The 17390-nt window shown below is 71.5% G+C and carries 13 protein-coding genes; 2 read left to right on the forward strand and 11 right to left on the reverse strand.

What is annotated here, in order from left to right:
• Positions 1-47 precede the first annotated feature (47 nt).
• The 8 genes from rodA to folC all read right to left on the reverse strand — a co-directional run bounded on the left by rodA (position 48) and on the right by folC (position 8920).
• Positions 48-1247 (reverse strand): rod shape-determining protein RodA, encoded by a 1200-nt coding sequence (rodA, locus tag IE329_RS07545; RefSeq protein ID WP_190210027.1) that lies wholly within the window; start codon positions 1245-1247, stop codon positions 48-50.
• The gene (mrdA, locus tag IE329_RS07550; RefSeq protein WP_190210028.1) at positions 1247-3487 is read right to left on the reverse strand and encodes a penicillin-binding protein 2; all 2241 of its coding nucleotides are present in this window, start codon (positions 3485-3487) and stop codon (positions 1247-1249) included. The genes rodA and mrdA overlap by 1 nt, the downstream gene beginning before the upstream one ends.
• Positions 3488-3557: 70 nt before the next feature.
• Positions 3558-4205: a rod shape-determining protein MreD gene (gene mreD / locus IE329_RS07555; protein WP_190210029.1), complete on the reverse strand. Its 648-nt coding sequence runs from the start codon at positions 4203-4205 to the stop codon at positions 3558-3560.
• 3 nt (positions 4206-4208) lie between these two features.
• Positions 4209-5141, reverse strand: coding sequence for a rod shape-determining protein MreC (mreC, locus tag IE329_RS07560; protein WP_190210030.1), 933 nt, complete (start codon positions 5139-5141; stop codon positions 4209-4211).
• 125 nt (positions 5142-5266) lie between these two features.
• A complete protein-coding gene (locus IE329_RS07565) occupies positions 5267-6292 on the reverse strand; it encodes a rod shape-determining protein (RefSeq protein WP_073927935.1) in 1026 nt (341 codons plus the stop codon).
• A 295-nt stretch (positions 6293-6587) separates the two neighbouring features.
• On the reverse strand, positions 6588-7001 hold the full coding sequence (ndk, locus tag IE329_RS07570; protein ID WP_190210031.1) for a nucleoside-diphosphate kinase: 414 nt from the start codon (positions 6999-7001) through the stop codon (positions 6588-6590).
• A gap of 172 nt (positions 7002-7173) precedes the next feature.
• The gene (locus IE329_RS07575; protein ID WP_073927830.1) at positions 7174-7527 is read right to left on the reverse strand and encodes a DUF4233 domain-containing protein; all 354 of its coding nucleotides are present in this window, start codon (positions 7525-7527) and stop codon (positions 7174-7176) included.
• A gap of 1 nt (position 7528) precedes the next feature.
• Positions 7529-8920 (reverse strand): bifunctional tetrahydrofolate synthase/dihydrofolate synthase, encoded by a 1392-nt coding sequence (folC, locus tag IE329_RS07580; RefSeq protein ID WP_190210032.1) that lies wholly within the window; start codon positions 8918-8920, stop codon positions 7529-7531.
• A 510-nt stretch (positions 8921-9430) separates the two neighbouring features.
• Between folC and IE329_RS07585 the strand changes: the two genes are divergently transcribed.
• Entirely contained in the window at positions 9431-10987 is a 1557-nt protein-coding gene (locus IE329_RS07585; protein ID WP_190210033.1) for a chitinase, read from the forward strand.
• 131 nt (positions 10988-11118) lie between these two features.
• Here IE329_RS07585 and IE329_RS07590 read toward each other — a convergent pair whose 3' ends face one another.
• The gene (locus IE329_RS07590) at positions 11119-11646 is read right to left on the reverse strand and encodes a hypothetical protein (protein WP_190210034.1); all 528 of its coding nucleotides are present in this window, start codon (positions 11644-11646) and stop codon (positions 11119-11121) included.
• A 576-nt stretch (positions 11647-12222) separates the two neighbouring features.
• Positions 12223-14883, reverse strand: a complete 2661-nt coding sequence (locus IE329_RS07595) for a valine--tRNA ligase (protein ID WP_190210035.1) — start codon at positions 14881-14883, stop codon at positions 12223-12225.
• 211 nt (positions 14884-15094) lie between these two features.
• Here IE329_RS07595 and IE329_RS07600 point away from each other — a divergent pair, with 211 nt between their 5' ends.
• The gene (locus IE329_RS07600) at positions 15095-15856 is read left to right on the forward strand and encodes a hypothetical protein (protein WP_190210036.1); all 762 of its coding nucleotides are present in this window, start codon (positions 15095-15097) and stop codon (positions 15854-15856) included.
• A 74-nt stretch (positions 15857-15930) separates the two neighbouring features.
• On the opposite strand, the gene clpX is transcribed toward IE329_RS07600, so the two are convergent.
• Positions 15931-17220, reverse strand: a complete 1290-nt coding sequence (gene clpX, locus IE329_RS07605) for an ATP-dependent Clp protease ATP-binding subunit ClpX (protein WP_073927834.1) — start codon at positions 17218-17220, stop codon at positions 15931-15933.
• Positions 17221-17390: the final 170 nt, after the last annotated feature.

Raw genomic sequence — 17390 nt, forward strand, 5'->3', positions numbered from 1 at the left:
GAACGGCGCCGCCGGCCCGGTCCGGGCCGACGGCGCCGTGCGTGGGGTCAGACCCCTATCGGCCGCTGGCTGTGCACGGCCTGCATCAGCCCGATCGCGACCCAGACCGCGAACATGGACGATCCGCCGTAGCTGACGAACGGCAGCGGGATGCCCGCCACCGGCATGATGCCCAGGCACATCCCGATGTTCTCGAAGGCCTGGAAGGCGAACCAGGCGACGACGCCCGCGACCACGATGGTGCCGTACAGGTCGGTGGCGTGCCGGGCGATCCGGCAGGCGCGCCAGAGGACGACGCCGAGCAGCAGCAGTATCGCGGCGGCGCCGAGGAAGCCGAGCTCCTCGCCCGCCACCGTGAAGACGAAGTCGGTCTGCTGCTCGGGGACGAACTGGCCGGTGGTCTGGGTGCCGTGGAACAGGCCCTTGCCGGTCAGCCCGCCGGAGCCGATCGCGATCCGGGCCTGCGCGGTGTTGTATCCCACGCCGGACGGGTCCAGCGCGGGGTTGGCGAAGGCCGCGAAGCGGTCGATCTGGTACTTGCTCAGCACGCCGAGCTTCCAGATCGCGATGCAGCCGCCGATGCCGGCCAGCAGCAGCCCGAAGGTCCAGCGGTTGGCGGCGCCGGAGGCCAGCAGGATGCCCAGCACGATGACGGCCATCACCATCACCGACCCGGCGTCCGGCATCAGCATCACGATCGCCATCGGGACCGTCGCCGCGACCAGGCCCTGGAAGACACTGCGGTCCGGGGGGAACTCCCGGTCGCCGGCGTCCACCCGGGCGGACAGGATCACCGCCATCCCGAGCACGATGGCCAGCTTGGCGAACTCGGCCGGCTGCATCGAGAACCCGCCGCCGAACTGGATCCAGGAGTGCTGCCCGTTGATGGTCGAGCCCAGCGGGCTGAGCGTGGCCACCAGCATCAGCATCACGGCGACGTAGACGAACGGCACCAGGGTGCGGAACCGCCGGCTCCCTATCCCGATCACCACCGCGCAGAGCGCCAGCCCGATCACCAGGTTGGTGAGGTGGCGGTAGAGGAAGTACTGCGGGTCGCCGTGGGTCAGGTTGTCGCGGCCGCGGGTGGCCGACCAGACCAGCAGGGCGCTGCCGAGCGACAGCACCAGTGCGGCCAGTATCAGTATCCAGTCGAGCTTGCGCAGCGGGGAGTCCTTGGCGAGCGCCTTGGACACCGCCCCGCGCTGCGGGGAGAGCCGGACCTGACGGTACGAGCCGTAGGAGGTCATCACCGCCCCCTTCCGGAGCTGCCGTTCCAGGTACTGCGGGTGGGTTCGAGGGCCGGGCCGGCCGCCGTCCAGTACGCGGCGCTGCCGGTGGGCTGCGCCGGGTCCGCGAAGGCGGGACGCTCGTAGGTGTAGGCGGCGGGCTTGACGATCGCGGTGCCGTCGGGGCCGAACTTGGGCAGCTCGGCCTGCGGCTTGGTCAGCAGCGCCTTCGCGGTGTCCACGTTGCCCTTGTCGTCCACGCCGTACAGCGCCTGGTAGATGCGCCGGACGGCGTCACCCGAACCGCCGGAGCCGGTGCCGCCCTGGCTTATCGTCATCACGATCGCGTAGTCGCGGCTGTAGGTGGTCAGGTACGAGGTGGTCTGCTTGCCCTCGACCTCGGCGGTACCGGTCTTGGCGTGCAGCTCGATCTTGCCCTGCGGCCAGCCGGCGCCGGTGAACTTCCAGGCGGCGGTACCGGTCGCGACGACGCCGGCGGTGGCCTGGTCGATGTACTCCAGGGTCTTGGCCTCGGTCGGCAGCTTGCCGTCCTCGTGCGGGGCGATCTCCCGGACGAGCTCGCCGCCCGGGCTCATCACGGCCTTGCCGATGGTCGGGCGGTAGAGCGTGCCGCCGTTGGCGAGGGCCGAGTAGATCCGGGCCATCTGGAGCGGGGTGACCAGCGTGTCGCCCTGCCCGATCGCGTAGTTGACCGCGTCACCGGCGCGCAGCACGTTGCCGTCGACGCAGTTCTCCTTGGCGATCAGGTCGCTGTACTCCTTGCCGCCCTTCTCGGCCTGCCGGCACCACGCGTCCTTGTTGTTGTCGTAGAAGGACTGCTTCCACTGCCGGTCGGGCACCCGGCCGGGGGCCTCGGCGGGGAGGTCGATGCCGGTCTTGGCGCCGAGGCCGAACTGGTGGGCGGTCTTGAAGAACCAGTCGCCCGGGTCCTTCTTCGGCTTGATGCCGCCGTCCTTCATCCACTGGTCGTAGGCGAGGCCGTAGAACACGGTGTCGCAGGAGACCTCCAGGGCGCGTTCCAGGGTGATCGAGCCGTAGCCCTGGCTCTCGTAGTTCTTGAACTCGCGGCCGCCGATGGTCAGGCTGCTCGGGCAGGGGTAGTTGCCGGTGAGCGAGTAGCCGGCCTGCGCGGCGGCGGCGGTGGAGACCACCTTGAAGGTGGAGCCGGGGGCGGACTGACCCTGTATGGCCCGGTTCAGCAGCGGGAAGTTGGACTCCTTGCTGGTCAGGGCCTGGTAGTCCTTGCCGGTGATGCCGCCCTGCCAGAGGTTCGGGTCGTAGGACGGCGCACTGGCCATCGCGACGATCCGCCCGGTGTGCACGTCCATCACGACGGCCGCGCCGGAATCGGCCTCGTAATTGCGGTTGGTGTTCTTGTCGAGCACCTTGCGGGCGTCGGCCATGGCCTGCAGCAGGTTGTCCTCGGTGACCTTCTGGACCCGGGCGTCGATGCTGGTGACCAGGTTGTTCCCGGGCTGCGCCTCGACGGTGCCGGCGGTGCCGATCACCCGGCCGAGGTTGTCGACCTCCAGGCTGGTGATGCCGGCGGTGCCGCGCAGGTCGCTGTCGTACACCGACTCCAGCCCGGCCCGGCCGATCTGGTCGGCCGGCAGGTAGCGCTCCCGGCCGGTCTTGTCGGCGCTCTTGGTGACCTCCTCGTCGGTGACCGGGGAGAGGTAGCCGAGCACCTGGGCGGCGTTGGCGCCCTCGACCCCGGTGTAGTGGCGTACGGCGGTGGGCTGCGCGGTCACCCCGGGGAAGTCCTCGCGGCGTTCCATTATCTGCATCGCCTGCTGGGTGGTCGCCTCCTTGGTGACCGGGATCGGCTGGTAGGGCGATCCGTTCCAGCAGGGCTGCGGCGTCTTGGCGTCGCAGAGCCGGACCTTCTCCTGGATGTCCTTGGCGGGCATCCCGAGCACCTCGGCGAGCCGGCCCAGCACGCCCTTGCCGCCGTCCTTCTGCTGGAGCAGCGAGGTGCGGCTGACCGAGACCACCAGGCGGGCCTCGTTGGCGGCCAGGATGCGGCCGGAGGCGTCCAGGATCTCGCCGCGGACCGCCGGTTCGACCACCTCGCGGATGTGGTTGCCGGTCGCCTTGGCGGTGTACTCGCTGGCGCTGCGGATCTGCAGGTACCAGAGCCGCCCGCCGAGCGTCGCCAGCAGGGACAGCACCAGGATCTGCAGGACCACCAGACGGATCGTCACCCGCCGGGTTCGTCCGGTCTCGGGGATGTTGCTCACGTCGCGTGCGCTCCAGAGGGCGAGGGTTCGGGCGGTGGTTCGAGGAGCCCGCGGGCTCCCGCGCGGGGCGCTACGGGCGCTTGGCCAGGCCCAGGCCGCGCCGCTTCTTGCCGTACCCGGGGCCGGGCGAGGCCTCCCGGGTGGTGCGGTAGCGGGCGAGGGTGCCCAGGTTCCCGCCGCTGCCGGCGCTGTCGCCGTTCGCGGCGGCGACCGGGTCGTGCTCGAAGCGCCGGGCGACCAGCATCACCACCGGCACCACGAAGGGGGCCAGCAGCAGGTCGTACAGCAGGGCGCTGACCACCAGGCCGGCCAGGCCCACGTGCCGGGCGGCGGTGTCGCCGACCAGGGCGCCGACCATCGCGTACAGCAGGGTGGAGACCGCGGCCGCGGCTCCGACCACCAGCAGCGCCCCGCCGACCGAGCGCTGGCGGCCGTGCTCGCCCCGGAGCAGGCCGGCGGCGTACCCCATCAGGCACAGGACGAGCGCGTAGCGGCCGATCGCGTGGTCCGAGGGCGGGGCGAGGTCGGCCAGCAGGCCGGCCGCGAAGCCGACCAGGCAGCCGCCGGTCGGCCCGTAGACCATGGCGAGGCCGATCACGACGAGCAGCAGGACGTCCGGGGTGGCCCCGGGCAGCTGGAGCCGGCCGAAGACGCTGACCTGGAGGACCAGGCCGAGCAGGATCAGGACGGCGGAGACCGGGATCCGGGTGAGACGCATGGGTCAGTTCCCCCCTGTGGGACTGGCGGGCGGAGCGGCGGCGGCCGGGGCGGCGGGGGCCTGGGCGGCCGCGGCACCGGCCGGCGGCAGGACGGCGTCGCGGGGGTCGGTGCGCGGCGGCACCACCACCACGCCGACCAGGTCCAGCCGGGTGAACTGGACGTACGGCTCGACCATGACGGTCTTGGTGAGCTGGCCGGGGGTCGCCTCGACCTCCACCACCTTGCCGATCGGCACGCCGGGCACGAAGGGGCGCCCGCTCTGCGACCCGAAGGTGACCATCCGGTCGCCCTCCTTGACCTGGGCCCGGCCGTTGAGCAGCGAGACCTTCATCGGTCCGGTGCCCTGCCCGGAGGCGAAGCCGATCTCGCCGCTGCCCTCCAGCCGGGCGCCGGCGCTGAAGCCGGGGTCGGAGGCGAGCAGCACGGTCGCGGTGGTCGGCGCCACCGTGGTGATCCGGCCGACCAGGCCCTGGCCGTTGATGACGGTCATGTCCCGGGTGAGGCCGTCGTCGCTGCCGGCGTCGATGGTGATCGTCCAGGAGAAGCCCTGGGCGGGGCCGATCGCGATCACCTGGGCGGCCTTGACGGTGTAGCCGCCGGCGCCGGCCGTCCTGAGCATGTCGTCGAGCTGCTTGGTGCGCCCGGCGGCGGCGTCCGAGGAGGCCAGCTTCTGGCGCAGCTCGGTGTTGTCCTGGTTGAGCTGGTCGGTCCGGCCGCGGTGGGTGGCGGCCTCGCGGAACGCGCGGACGGTGTCCGCGACCGGGTCGACCGCCGTGGCCGCGCCCCGCTCGACCGGTCCGAGGACACCCGCGGCGGCCCGCCGGGCCCCGCCGAGCGGGGAGCTCTCGCCGCCCTTGATGTCCACGGTGATCAGGGCGAAGGCGACAGCCACCAGCAGGATGAGCAACAAGCGGCTCTCTCGTGTGTCCCTCACGGTGCTGGAGCTGCCCCTTCGTCCGAGTCCTGTGCCGGACCCCCACCGGGCTGTGGGCGGGTGAGGGCCCTTCAGTTGACCGGCCGTCCGTGTCGAACGGGGGCCGGTGTGCGGTGTGCGGCCGCTCAGCGCCGCGGCTGGGCGTCCAGCACCTGCTGGAGCGCCTCGAACTCCTCGACGCACTTGCCGGAGCCGAGCGCGACCGAGTCGAGCGGGTTCTCGGCGATGTGGATCGGCATGCCGGTCTCCCGGCGCAGCCGCTCGTCCAGGCCGCGCAGCAGGGCGCCGCCGCCGGTGAGCACGATGCCGCGGTCCATCACGTCGCCGGCGAGCTCCGGCGGGCACTGGTCCAGGGTGGTCTTGACGGCGTCGATGATGGAGTTCACCGGCTCGTCGATGGCCTCGCGCACCTCGGCCGCGGAGATCACCACGGTCTTGGGCAGGCCACTGACCAGGTCCCGGCCGCGGATCTCGGCGTGCTCGTCCTTCTCGCCCTCCAGCGCGAAGGCGGAGCCGATGCTCATCTTGATCTGCTCCGCGCTGCGCTCACCGAGCAGGAGCGAGTACTCCTTCTTGATGTGCTGCACGATCGCGTTGTCCAGCTCGTCGCCGGCCACCCGGATCGACTGGGCCGTGACGATGCCGCCGAGCGAGATGACGGCGACCTCGGTGGTGCCGCCGCCGATGTCGACGACCATGTTGCCGGTGGCCTCGTGCACGGGCAGGCCCGCACCGATCGCGGCCGCCATCGGCTCCTCGATGATGTGCACCTGGCGCGCGCCGGCCTGCGAGCTGGCCTCGATCACGGCGCGGCGCTCGACCCCCGTGATGCCGGAGGGCACGCAGACCACGACCCGGGGGCGGGCCAGGTAGCGGCGACGGTGGATCTTCAGGATGAAGTAGCGGAGCATCCGCTCGGTGATCTCGAAGTCGGCGATCACGCCGTCCTTGAGCGGGCGGATGGCGACGATGTTGCCGGGGGTCCGGCCGATCATCTTCTTGGCCTCGGAGCCGACCGCGAGGATGCCGCCGGTGTTGGTGTTCACCGCGACCACGGACGGCTCGTTGAGGACGATCCCCTTGCCCCTGACGTACACCAGCGTGTTGGCAGTGCCGAGGTCGATCGCCATGTCACGGCCGATGAACGACAGGTTGTTGGCCATGGGGTTGGTGTGCCTTCCCGGGCTCGGAGTCAATGGCGGGGGTGGACCGATCGCGCACGCCCGTGACAGGGCGGACACCAGCTGAGCAGCCGTACCGGGCCCATGAGTTGTGTCCATCGTAGCCACGCCCGTCCGGGGTGGGCGGAGGTGGACGGGACAGCACCCATTGTCCGGGGCGTGATCGCTTCTTCGAGGATTGGGACGCCGTGTCGGAGCCCGGAGTTCCGTATTTGACGATAAGAATGCCCCGGCCGGCCCAAGGGCGGCCGACCGGGGTGTCCGCTCACGCGTGCGAGGGGAAGAAGATCTTGATCTCGCGCTCGGCGGAGGCCTCGGAGTCGGAGGCGTGGATCAGGTTCTCGCGGGTGATGGTGGCGAAATCGCCACGGATCGTGCCCGGACCGGCCTGCAGCGGGTCGGTCGCACCGGCCAGCGCGCGGATGCCGGGGACGACGTTCTCGCCCTCGACGATCAGCGCGATCGACGGGCCGGAGGTCATGAAGTCGAGCAGCGGCTCGTAGAACGGGCGGCCGACGTGCTCCGCGTAGTGCTGCTCCAGCGTCGCCCGGTCGAAGGTCCGCAGCTCGACGGCGGCGAGCCGCCAGCCGGCCTTGCGCTCGACGCGGCTGATGATCTCGCCGGCCAGGCCGCGCTTGACGGCGTCGGGCTTGAGCAGGACGAGAGTGCGCTGGGACACGGTGCGGCTCCAGGGGAATCGGTTCGGCATGGTGTATGCGGCTGCTCCGAAGGTTACCTTGCGTGAGCGCCGCAGCTCATCGGCCCGCCCCGCCGGCCGGCGGGAACGGCCCTGCCCTCACCGGCGAGGCGTCGGAGAGCGTCGGCGTGCCCCGTGCGAGCGGGGCCCGGCGTCAGGCTACTACCGCCGGCCCGGCACTCTGCGCGGCCCGGGCGGCCTTGATCTCGTCGATCTTCCGGCCGTAGTGCACCGAGCACCACCACAGGCCGGCGAAGACCAGCCCGAGGCCGAACATCGTCGGCAGCACGAAGCCGCTGGCGATCAGGCCGATCTGCAGCACCCAGCCGACCGCCACCGCGCCGGGGCGGGTGATCATGCCGCAGAGCAGCACGCAGAGCACCATCGCCACGGCGCTGACCGTCCAGACGGTGGCGCCGGAGACGTCGGTGAGCCGGGTGGCCACCAGCCCGGCGAACATGATCAGCAGCACCTCGCCGATCAGGGTCGAGGAACAGAGCGTCCTCATGTCACTTCCTTCCGAGCAGCAGGCGCGCCTCGCCCACCGTGATGACCGAACCGGTGACCAGCACGCCGCAGCCGCCCAGGTCACCCTCCTCCTCCGCCAGGGTGACGGCGGCGTCGATGGCCTCGTCCAGCCGGGGCTCGACCTGGACCCGGTCCTCGCCGAAGATCTCGACCGCGACCGCCGCCAGCTCGTCGACCGGCATCCGGCGGTGGGTCGAGTTCTCGGTGACGACGACCTCGGAGAGCAGCGGCTCGAAGGCCGAGAGCAGGCCCGAGACGTCCTTGTCCCCGCTGGTGGCGATCACGCCGACCAGCTTGGTGAAGCCGAAGGACTCGCTGATCGCGGCGACCGTCGCCTCGGCGCCGGCCGGGTTGTGGGCGGCGTCCAGCAGGATCGTGGGGCTGCGCCGGACGACCTCCAGGCGGCCGGGCGAACTGACGCCCGCGAAGGCCTGGCGGACCTTGTCGATGTCGAGCTTGCCGCCGCGGGCGCCGCCGACGCCGAAGAAGGCCTCCACGGCGGCCAGCGCCAGCGAGGCGTTCTGGGCCTGGTGCTCCCCGTGCAGCGGGATGAAGACGTCCTCGTAGTCCTCGCCGCCGAGCCCGCGCAGCGTGATCAGCTGGCCGCCGATGGCGACCTCGCGATGGCGCACGCCGAACTCCATGCCCTCGCGGGCGACCGTGGCGTCGACCTCGACGGCACGCTTGAGGATCGTCTGCGCGGCGTCCAGCTGCTGCTGGGCCACCACCGCGATCGCCCCCGGCTTGATGATCCCGGACTTCTCGACGGCGATCTCGCCGGTGGTGGAGCCGAGCTTGTCGGTGTGGTCCAGCGAGATCGGGGTGATCACCGAGACGGCCGCGTCGATCACGTTGGTGGCGTCCCAGGAGCCGCCCATGCCGACCTCGACCACCGCGACGTCCACCGGGGTGTCGGCGAAGGCGGCGTACGCCATGCCGGTCAGCACCTCGAAGAAGGACATCGCCACCGGCTGGCCCTCGTCGACCATCCGCACGTACGGCTCGATGTCGCGGTAGGTCTCGACGAAGCGCTCGACGCTGATCGGGTTGCCGTCCAGGCTGATCCGCTCGGTGACGGACTCCACGTGCGGGCTGGTGTAGCGGCCGGTGCGCAGCTCGAAGGTGTTGAGCAGCTGCTCGACCATCCGGGCGGTGGAGGTCTTGCCGTTGGTGCCGGTGATGTGGATCGACGGGAAGGCCCGCTGGGGCTGGCCGAGGATGTCCATCAGCGCTTCGATCCGGTCGAGCGAGGGCTCCAGCTTGTTCTCCGGCCAGCGCTTGGCGAGTTCCTGCTCGACGTCGCGCAGGGTCTCCGCGGGCTCGGCGCCGTCGGGGCGGATGGTGTACGGGTTCTGCTCGGCCTTGTCGCTCACGGGGTCAGTCTACGGAGCCGCCCGGGGGCCGGCCGCCGCTGGGAGGGAGGGCGCACCGGCCCGTTTTCCGCTTTGTCCGCTTTGGGGCGAAAGGAGCGCTTACCCGGCCTTCCCGGCCCGCCGCTCCCCTGTCCCCGCTCCCCTGTCCCCGTTCCCCCGCTCCTCACCCCGCTCGCTCTCCATCCCTCTCGCTCTCCGCCCTCCGCCCTCCGCCCTCCGCTCTCCGCTCTCCGCAGAGCGCCGAGCCCGGGACGGCGCGCTCCCGCCTCCGGCCCTCGCGGCCGGCCCGGCCGGGGAGGGCCGGGCCGGAACGGATCGCGCGGGCCGTCCCCGGACCGGCTGCGGCGCCCCGCGCTCTTGACAGCCGGATTGGTCTACTCCACCTTGTGAGGCAAGTATCCGGACCTACCGGTGACTTGAACTGTCGGACGCTCCCGCACGCGCACCATCGACACCCGGCACGACCCGTCCCCACCGGGTCGGCCGGCCTCCCCCACTGGAGATGGAGTCATGCCACCTGCCCGACACCGCCGCGCCCGCGGCGTCCACACCGTGATCGCCGGCACCGCGGCGGTCGCCCTCGGCCTGACCAGCCTGGTCCTGTCGACCGGCGGCGCCCAGGCCGCCGACGTCGAACTCATCGCCAACGGCGGCTTCGAGTACGGCAATCACCTGACCAACTGGAACTGCCCGGCCGGCACCACGCCCACCACCCCGGCGGACCACCCCTCGATCGCGCTGCGGGTCACCCCGACCAGCAGCGACAGCGGCGAGTGCACCCAGACCGTCACGGTGAAGCCGTCCTCGACCTACACCCTGCGCTCCGAGGTGCAGGGCCCGTACGTCTACCTCGGCGCCCGGGGCACCGGCGGCGCGGACCCCAGCACCTGGTCCAGCAGCACCAGTTGGAACAACCTGAGCACCACCTTCACCACCGGGGCGAGCACCACCAGCGTCACCGTCTACGTCCACGGCTGGTACGGCCAGGGCGCCTACCTGGTGGACAACGTCTCGCTGATCGGGCCCGGCACCCCGTCGCCCTCCCCGACGGGCAGCACGACCGGGCCGGCCACCCCCACCCCGACCGTCAGCACCAGCCCGTCGCCGACGGCCACCACCCCCACCCCGACCGCCACCACCCCGACGCCGACGGCCACTTCGACGGGCCCCGGCCTGCCCAAGCACAAGCTGACCGGCTACTGGCAGAACTTCGACAACGGCGCCACCGTCCAGCGGATCAGTGACGTCCCGGCGGCCTACGACATCATCGCGGTGTCCTTCGCCGACGCGACCAGCACGCCCGGCGCGATCAGCTTCACCCTGGACAGCACCCTCTCCAGCCGCCTCGGCGGTTACACCGACGCCCAGTTCAAGGCCGACATCGCGGCCAAGCACGCGGCGGGCAAGAAGGTGGTGCTGTCGATCGGCGGCCAGAACGGCACCATCTCGGTGAGCAGTTCGGCCTCCGCGACCAACTTCGCCAACAGCGCGTACACGCTGATCCAGCAGTACGGCTTCGACGGGATCGACATCGACCTGGAGAACGGCGTCAGCGCCACCTACATGGGCCAGGCGCTGCACACCCTGGCGGGCAAGGTCGGGGCCGGCTTCGTGCTCACCATGGCACCGCAGACCATCGACATGCAGTCGACGGGCGCGGAGTACTTCAAGCTGGCGCTGAACGTCAAGGACATCCTGACCATCGTCAACATGCAGTACTACAACTCCGGTGCGATGCTCGGCTGCGACGGCCAGGTCTACTCGCAGGGCACCGTGAACTTCCTGACCGCGCTGGCCTGCATCCAGCTCAAGGGCGGCCTCAAGCCCAGCCAGGTCGGCCTCGGCGTGCCGGCCTCCACCAGTGCGGCGGGCGGCGGTTACGTCAGCGCCGCCGTGGTGAACAACGCACTGGACTGCCTGGCGGCGGGCACCAACTGCGGCACCTTCAAGCCCGACACCAAGTGGCCCGACATCGGTGGCGCGATGACCTGGTCGACCAACCACGACGCCAAGGCCGGCGGGCCGATCGCGGGCACCGTCGGCAGCCACCTGCACGCGATGCCCTGACCGGGCGGCGCTGACCCGGCCGCAGCGGCCGTGTCACCCCGTACCGTCCCGATCGGTCCGTACCGATCCGTACCGGCCGGCCCGCACCCCTGGGCCGGCCGGTACGGCCGTTCGGGCCCACCGGGCCGGTCCTAGGCCTCGCCCCGGGCCTCCGGGATCTCCGGGACGGGGCCGCAGTGGCGGCGGCGCAGTTCGGCCACCACCTCGCCGGCCTCCCCCTCCGGGAGCAGCGGGAGCATCATCGCCACCGCCTGCAGCAGCCCGCCGAGCAGGAAGGTGGTGTCGGCGGTGGCGGCCACCAGCGCGCGCACCACGCCCACCTCGCCGGCCCCGACCGCCTCCAGCAGCCGGGCCGCGTCCGCGGTCTCCTCGTCGATCGCGACCCGGGAGGTGTCGGCCGGCGCCCGGCGGGCCAGCCCGCGCAGCACCCGGTCGCCGACCTCCGGCGCGTAGGCCTTGCGCACCGCCTCGGCCGCGATCCAGACCAGCAGCGTGGTCACCTCGCGTTCGGCGTGCTCCGCGAAGAGCCGGTCCAGGGCGTGGTCGTACGCCAGCTGGTTGCCGTGCCGGAAGGCGAGAAGCAGGGTGGCCGCGCGGGCCTTGGCCTCCTCCACCGCTTCCGCAGGCAGTTCGTCGGCCAACTCCTCGGTCACCACCACGCCATGCCCTCCCGTCAGCCAGCCGGCTCCGCAGAAACTCCTGCCCACCGTACACAGCCGACCTGCGAACTTCGCCGAACCCGCCCGTACAAGACCGGAAGGAAATCGACCGGGTTTTGACCAGAGTGCGGCACGGATTTCCCCACCTTCCCCCAGGAGCAGGCCGATCACCCGCGAATGGCCGCAGGAATCAGTCGTACGGGAAGCAGAATTCACCCGGGACGGGCCGGCCCGCCCGGCAGGGCCCGGCCTCCCGAGGCCGCCGTCGGGCGGATGCGGCCGAATGCCGCCGCTCGCGATTGCCGCTGCTCCCGGAATACCGCCGAACGGGTTTCCGGTGGCAGCCGTGATGAATATTCGCCGGAACAGCGCAAGGCCCGGGGGTGAACCGGGCCGTCCGGGTGAATTCCGTCCGGACTTCCGGGGGCGACGGCGCTGCGGCCGGCGGCCGGCTCGCCGCGGAATCCGCGGGAATGCGCCGGGAACGCCCGAGGGCCGCACCCCGGGTGACGGGGTGCGGCCCTCGGGGACCGTCCGGTGGCCCGGGCCCGCCGTGGCGGGCCCGGGCGCCGTGGATCAGGCCTGCGGCAGCGCCGCGAGCTGGGCGGTGATCCGGGTGATGTCGGCCTCGGCGGCCTCCTGGCGGGCCCGGATCTTGGCCACCACGTCGTCCGGCGCCTTCGCGAGGAAGCCCTCGTTGCCGAGCTTGGCGGTGGTCTGCGCCTTGTCCTTCTCGGCCGCCGCGAGGTCCTTGGCGAGGCGCTTGCGCTCCGCCGCGACGTCGATGGTGCCGGAGAGGTCCAGGGCCACCGTGGCACCCGCGACCGGCAGCGAGGCGGTGGCCGCGAAGCCCTCCTCGGGGGCGGTCAGCCTCAGCAGCGAGCGGATCGCGTCCTCGTGCGGGGGCAGCACCGTCCCGGCCAGGTCGAGCGTGGCCGGCACCTTCTGCGCGGGCTGCAGGCCCTGGTCCGAACGGAACCGGCGGACCTCGGTGACCACCTGCTGCAGCGTGGCGACCTCGGCCTCGGCCGCGGCGTCCCGGCGGGACGGGTCGGCGGTCGGCCACTCGGTGACGACCAGCGACTCGGCACCGGTGAGGGTGGTCCAGAGGGCCTCGGTGACGAACGGGACGACCGGGTGCAGCAGGCGCAGCGTCACGTCCAGGACCTCGCCGAGCACCCGGCGCGCGGCGTCGGCCTGCGGGCCGCCCTTGGCCAGGGTGGTCTTGGAGAGCTCGACGTACCAGTCGAAGACCTCGTCCCAGGCGAAGTGGAACAGGGTGTCGGCGACCTTGGCGAACTGGTAGTCGTCGTAGAGCCCGTCGACCTCGGCCACGGTGGCGTTGAGGCGGGACAGGATCCAGCGGTCGACGGCCGTCAGCTCCTCGGGGGCCGGCAGCGGGCCCTCGACGGTGGCGCCGTTCATCAGCGCGAAGCGGGTGGCGTTCCAGATCTTGTTGCAGAAGTTGCGCGAGCCCTTGACCCAGTCCTCGCCGATCGGCACGTCGGCGCCGGGGTTGGCGCCGCGGGCCAGGGTGAAGCGGACGGCGTCGGCGCCGTACTCGTTCATCCAGTCCAGCGGGTCCACGGCGGTGCCGGAGGACTTGGACATCTTCTTGCCGAACTGGTCGCGGACCAGGCCGGTCAGCGCGATGGTGTGGAACGGCGCCTGACCGTCCATCGCGTACAGGCCGAACATCATCATCCGGGCGACCCAGAAGAAGATGATGTCGTGGCCGGTGAGCAGGACGTCGGTGGCGTAGAACTTCTCCAGGTCCGGGGTCCGCTCGGGCCAGCCCAGGGTGGAGAACGGCCACAGCGCGCTGGAGAACCAGGTGTCCAGGACGTCCGGGTCCTGGTGCCAGCCCTCGCCGGCCGGCGGCTCCTCGTCGGGACCGACGCAGACGACCTGGCCCTCGGGGCCGTACCAGACCGGGATCCGGTGGCCCCACCAGAGCTGGCGCGAGATGCACCAGTCGTGCATGTTGTCGACCCAGCTGAAGTAGCGGCCCTCCAGCTCCTTCGGGTGGATGGCGACCCGGCCGTCCCGGACGGCGTCGCCGGCGGCGGCGGCCAGCGGCTCGACCTTGACCCACCACTGCAGCGACAGGCGCGGCTCGACGATGGTGTGGCAGCGCGAGCAGTGGCCCACGGCGTGCATGTAGGGGCGCTTCTCGGCGACGATGCGCCCCTGCTCGCGCAGGGCGCCGACGACGGCCGAGCGGGCCTCCAGCCGGTCCAGGCCGAGGAAGGGGCCGTGCACGGTGATCACGCCGTGCTCGTCCATCACGGTCAGGTTCGGCAGGTTGTGCCGCTGGCCGATGGCGAAGTCGTTCGGGTCGTGCGCCGGGGTCACCTTGACGGCGCCGGTGCCGAACTCCGGGTCGACGTGCTCGTCGGCGACGACCGGGATGCGGCGGTCCGTCAGCGGCAGCGCGATGGTGCGCCCGACCAGGTGGGCGTAGCGCTCGTCCTCGGGGTGGACCGCGATGGCGGTGTCACCGAGCAGCGTCTCGGCCCGGGTGGTGGCGACGACGATGGAGTCCTCGCCCTCGCCGTAGCGGATGGAGACCAGCTCGCCGGCGCTGTCCTCGTGCTCGACCTCGATGTCCGAGAGCGCGGTGAGGCAGCGCGGGCACCAGTTGATGATGCGCTCGGCACGGTAGATCAGACCGTCGTCGAAGAGCTTCTTGAAGATGGTCTGGACGGCCTGCGAGAGGCCCTCGTCCATGGTGAAGCGCTCGCGCGACCAGTCGACGCCGTCGCCGAGGCGGCGCATCTGGCCGAGGATCTTGCCGCCGTACTGCTCCTTCCACTCCCAGACCTTCTCGACGAAGGCCTCGCGGCCCAGGTCGTGGCGGGAGAGGCCGGACTCGGCGAGCTGCTGCTCGACCTTGTTCTGGGTGGCGATGCCCGCGTGGTCCATGCCGGGCAGCCAGAGGGCCTCGAAGCCCTGCATGCGCTTGCGGCGGGTCAGGGCGTCCATCAGCGTGTGCTGGAAGGCGTGGCCCAGGTGCAGGGCACCGGTGACGTTCGGCGGCGGGATGACGATGGTGTACGCGGGCTTGTCGCTCTTGGCGTCGGCGGTGAAGTAGCCGCGCTCCACCCAGCGCTCGTACAGCGCGCCCTCTACCTCCGCCGGGGCGTAGGTCGTGGGGATGCCGCCGCCGTTGGCGGTGGTCGCTGCTGCGTCGTCCCCGTGGGAGTTCTCGGGGCGCTGGTTCGTGGTGTCGGTCACGACGCACAGTTTACGTAACAGCGGACGCGGGTTACGAACCGCTTTCCCGTCCGGCCGCGCGGGCGGGCCGGCCGGGCCGGTATTCCGAGCACGGCGCGAGCGTCCTGCGATAGCGTGCGCCGCACTCGCACGAGCTTTCGTCCGGGTGCAGTCCCTGCCCGGCCGGACCACCACCGATCGCCGTGCGAGCGCTCAGCAGAGAGGGCCCCCCTTGTCCGACCAGAACCCGTTCGGCGCGCCGCCCGCCCAGCCGTACGGCCCGCCCCCGGCCCAGCCCTACGGCGCCGCCCCGCAGCAGTACGGCGCGGTACCGCCGCAGGGCGGGCCGGTCCCGCCGGGCTACGCCTACGGCCACCCGCAGCCCGTGCCGCCGGCGAAGTCCCGCCGGACGCTGTGGATCGTGCTCGGCTGCGTGGCCGGCGCGCTGCTGCTCGGCGGCGGCACGCTCGGCTGGTTCCTCTGGGACCTCGCGTCGAGGACCGGCACCCACAAGGTGGTGCTGCCGCAGACCTTCCAGGGGGTCGAGCGGGACGACGACAACCCGACCGCCCGGACCCTGCAGAGCGGCCTGGCCGACGTGTACTCCAGCGGCAGCAACGCCTGGAAGCCCACCGCCGTGGCCGGCGTGTACCCCGACCAGGAGCACGGCACCGGGGTGATCGTGGCCGGCGGGTACGGCAAGGTCGTGATGCCGGAGTCGGAACTGCGGAAGTTCCTGGAGGGCTTCGAGTCCAGCGGCAAGGCCCAGGGGACCACCTTCGGCCCGCGCCGGACCTTCGACCCCGGTCCGCTCGGCGGCTACCTGACCTGCGAGACCATGAAGGCCCCCGAGGAGACGGACAGCGTCTGCGTCTGGGCCGACAACAGCTCCGTGGTGATGGTGCTGAGCGGCGGGCCGGACGTCGAGCCCGACCTGGACCGGGCCGCGGCCGCCACCCGTGAACTGCGCGCGGCCGCCGAGGTCGCCAAGTGACCGGCTGACGGCCCGCCGCACGTGAAGGGGCCCCGCGACACCGGACGGTGTGCGGGGCCCCTTCAGGTACCGGGTCAGGCGCTCTTGTCGCGCCGCTCCCGCTTGATCATGTCGCGCGGCACCAGGGTCGGGATGGCGTGCTTGGAGACGACGTCCCCGGTCACCACCACGCGGGCGACGTCCTGACGCGAGGGCACTTCGTACATCACGGACATCAGCACCTCCTCCATGATGGCGCGCAGGCCGCGTGCGCCCGTCCCGCGCAGGATCGCCTGGTCGGCGATCGCCTCCAGCGCGTCGCGGGAGAACTCCAGCTCGACGCCGTCCAGCTCGAAGAGCTTGCGGTACTGCTTGACCAGCGCGTTCTTCGGCTCGGTGAGGATCTGCAGCAGCGCCTCGCGGTCCAGGTTGTGCACGCTGGTGATCACGGGCAGACGGCCGATGAACTCGGGGATCATGCCGAACTTGACCAGGTCCTCCGGCATCACCTGACGGAAGTGGTCGCTGGAGTCGCTCTCCCGCTTGGAGCGGATGTTGGCGCCGAAGCCGATGCCCTTGGCACCCGCCCGGCCCTCGATGATCCGCTCCAGGCCCGCGAAGGCACCGCCCACGATGAACAGCACGTTGGTGGTGTCGATCTGGATGAACTCCTGGTGCGGGTGCTTGCGCCCGCCCTGCGGCGGCACCGAGGCGGTGGTGCCCTCCAGGATCTTCAGCAGCGCCTGCTGGACGCCCTCGCCCGAGACGTCGCGGGTGATCGACGGGTTCTCGCTCTTGCGGGCGACCTTGTCGATCTCGTCGATGTAGATGATCCCGGTCTCGGCCTTCTTGACGTCGTAGTCGGCCGCCTGGATCAGCTTGAGCAGGATGTTCTCGACGTCCTCGCCGACGTACCCGGCCTCGGTCAGCGCCGTGGCGTCCGCGATCGCGAACGGCACGTTGAGCATCCGGGCCAGGGTCTGGGCGAGCAGCGTCTTGCCGGAGCCGGTGGGGCCCAGCAGCAGGATGTTGGACTTCGCGAGCTCGATCGCGTCCTCACGGCCGTTGCCGCCGCTGCGGCCGGCCTCGCCGGCCTGGACGCGCTTGTAGTGGTTGTACACGGCCACCGACAGCGACTTCTTCGCCGTGTCCTGGCCGACCACGTACTGGTCGAGGAACTCGTAGATCTCGCGCGGCTTCGGAAGCTCCTCGAAACGCACCTCGGAGGTCTCGGCGAGCTCCTCCTCGATGATCTCGTTGCAGAGGTCGATGCACTCGTCGCAGATGTACACGCCAGGCCCGGCGATGAGCTTCTTCACCTGCTTCTGGGACTTGCCGCAGAACGAGCACTTGAGCAGGTCGCCACCGTCTCCGATGCGTGCCACGAGGTGCTTCCCCTTCGCCAGGGGCCCCGCGGGGGTTCCGGGGCCTGGTGCTGTGGACCGTCAACGCCGATGGCGCTCGGTCTCGCTATCCGACGGTACTCTGCCGGGCCGCTGATTCCGCTGTCTTCGGCAGGTCTGCCCTACGCCCTGGGCGAATTGATACCGAACAG

It is taken from the genome of Kitasatospora indigofera, assembly GCF_014655955.1.
GTDB classification, from domain to species: Bacteria; Actinomycetota; Actinomycetes; order Streptomycetales; family Streptomycetaceae; genus Kitasatospora; species Kitasatospora indigofera.

Bases quoted from the DNA above. Each gene is read 5' to 3' on its own strand.
- rodA (WP_190210027.1), bottom strand. From the start codon at position 1,247: ATGACCTCCTACGGCTCGTACCGTCAGGTCCGGCTCTCCCCGCAGCGC.
- IE329_RS07575 (WP_073927830.1), bottom strand. From the start codon at position 7,527: ATGAGGACGCTCTGTTCCTCGACCCTGATCGGCGAGGTGCTGCTGATC.
- mreD (WP_190210029.1), bottom strand. From the start codon at position 4,205: ATGCGTCTCACCCGGATCCCGGTCTCCGCCGTCCTGATCCTGCTCGGC.
- IE329_RS07585 (WP_190210033.1), top strand. From the start codon at position 9,431: ATGCCACCTGCCCGACACCGCCGCGCCCGCGGCGTCCACACCGTGATC.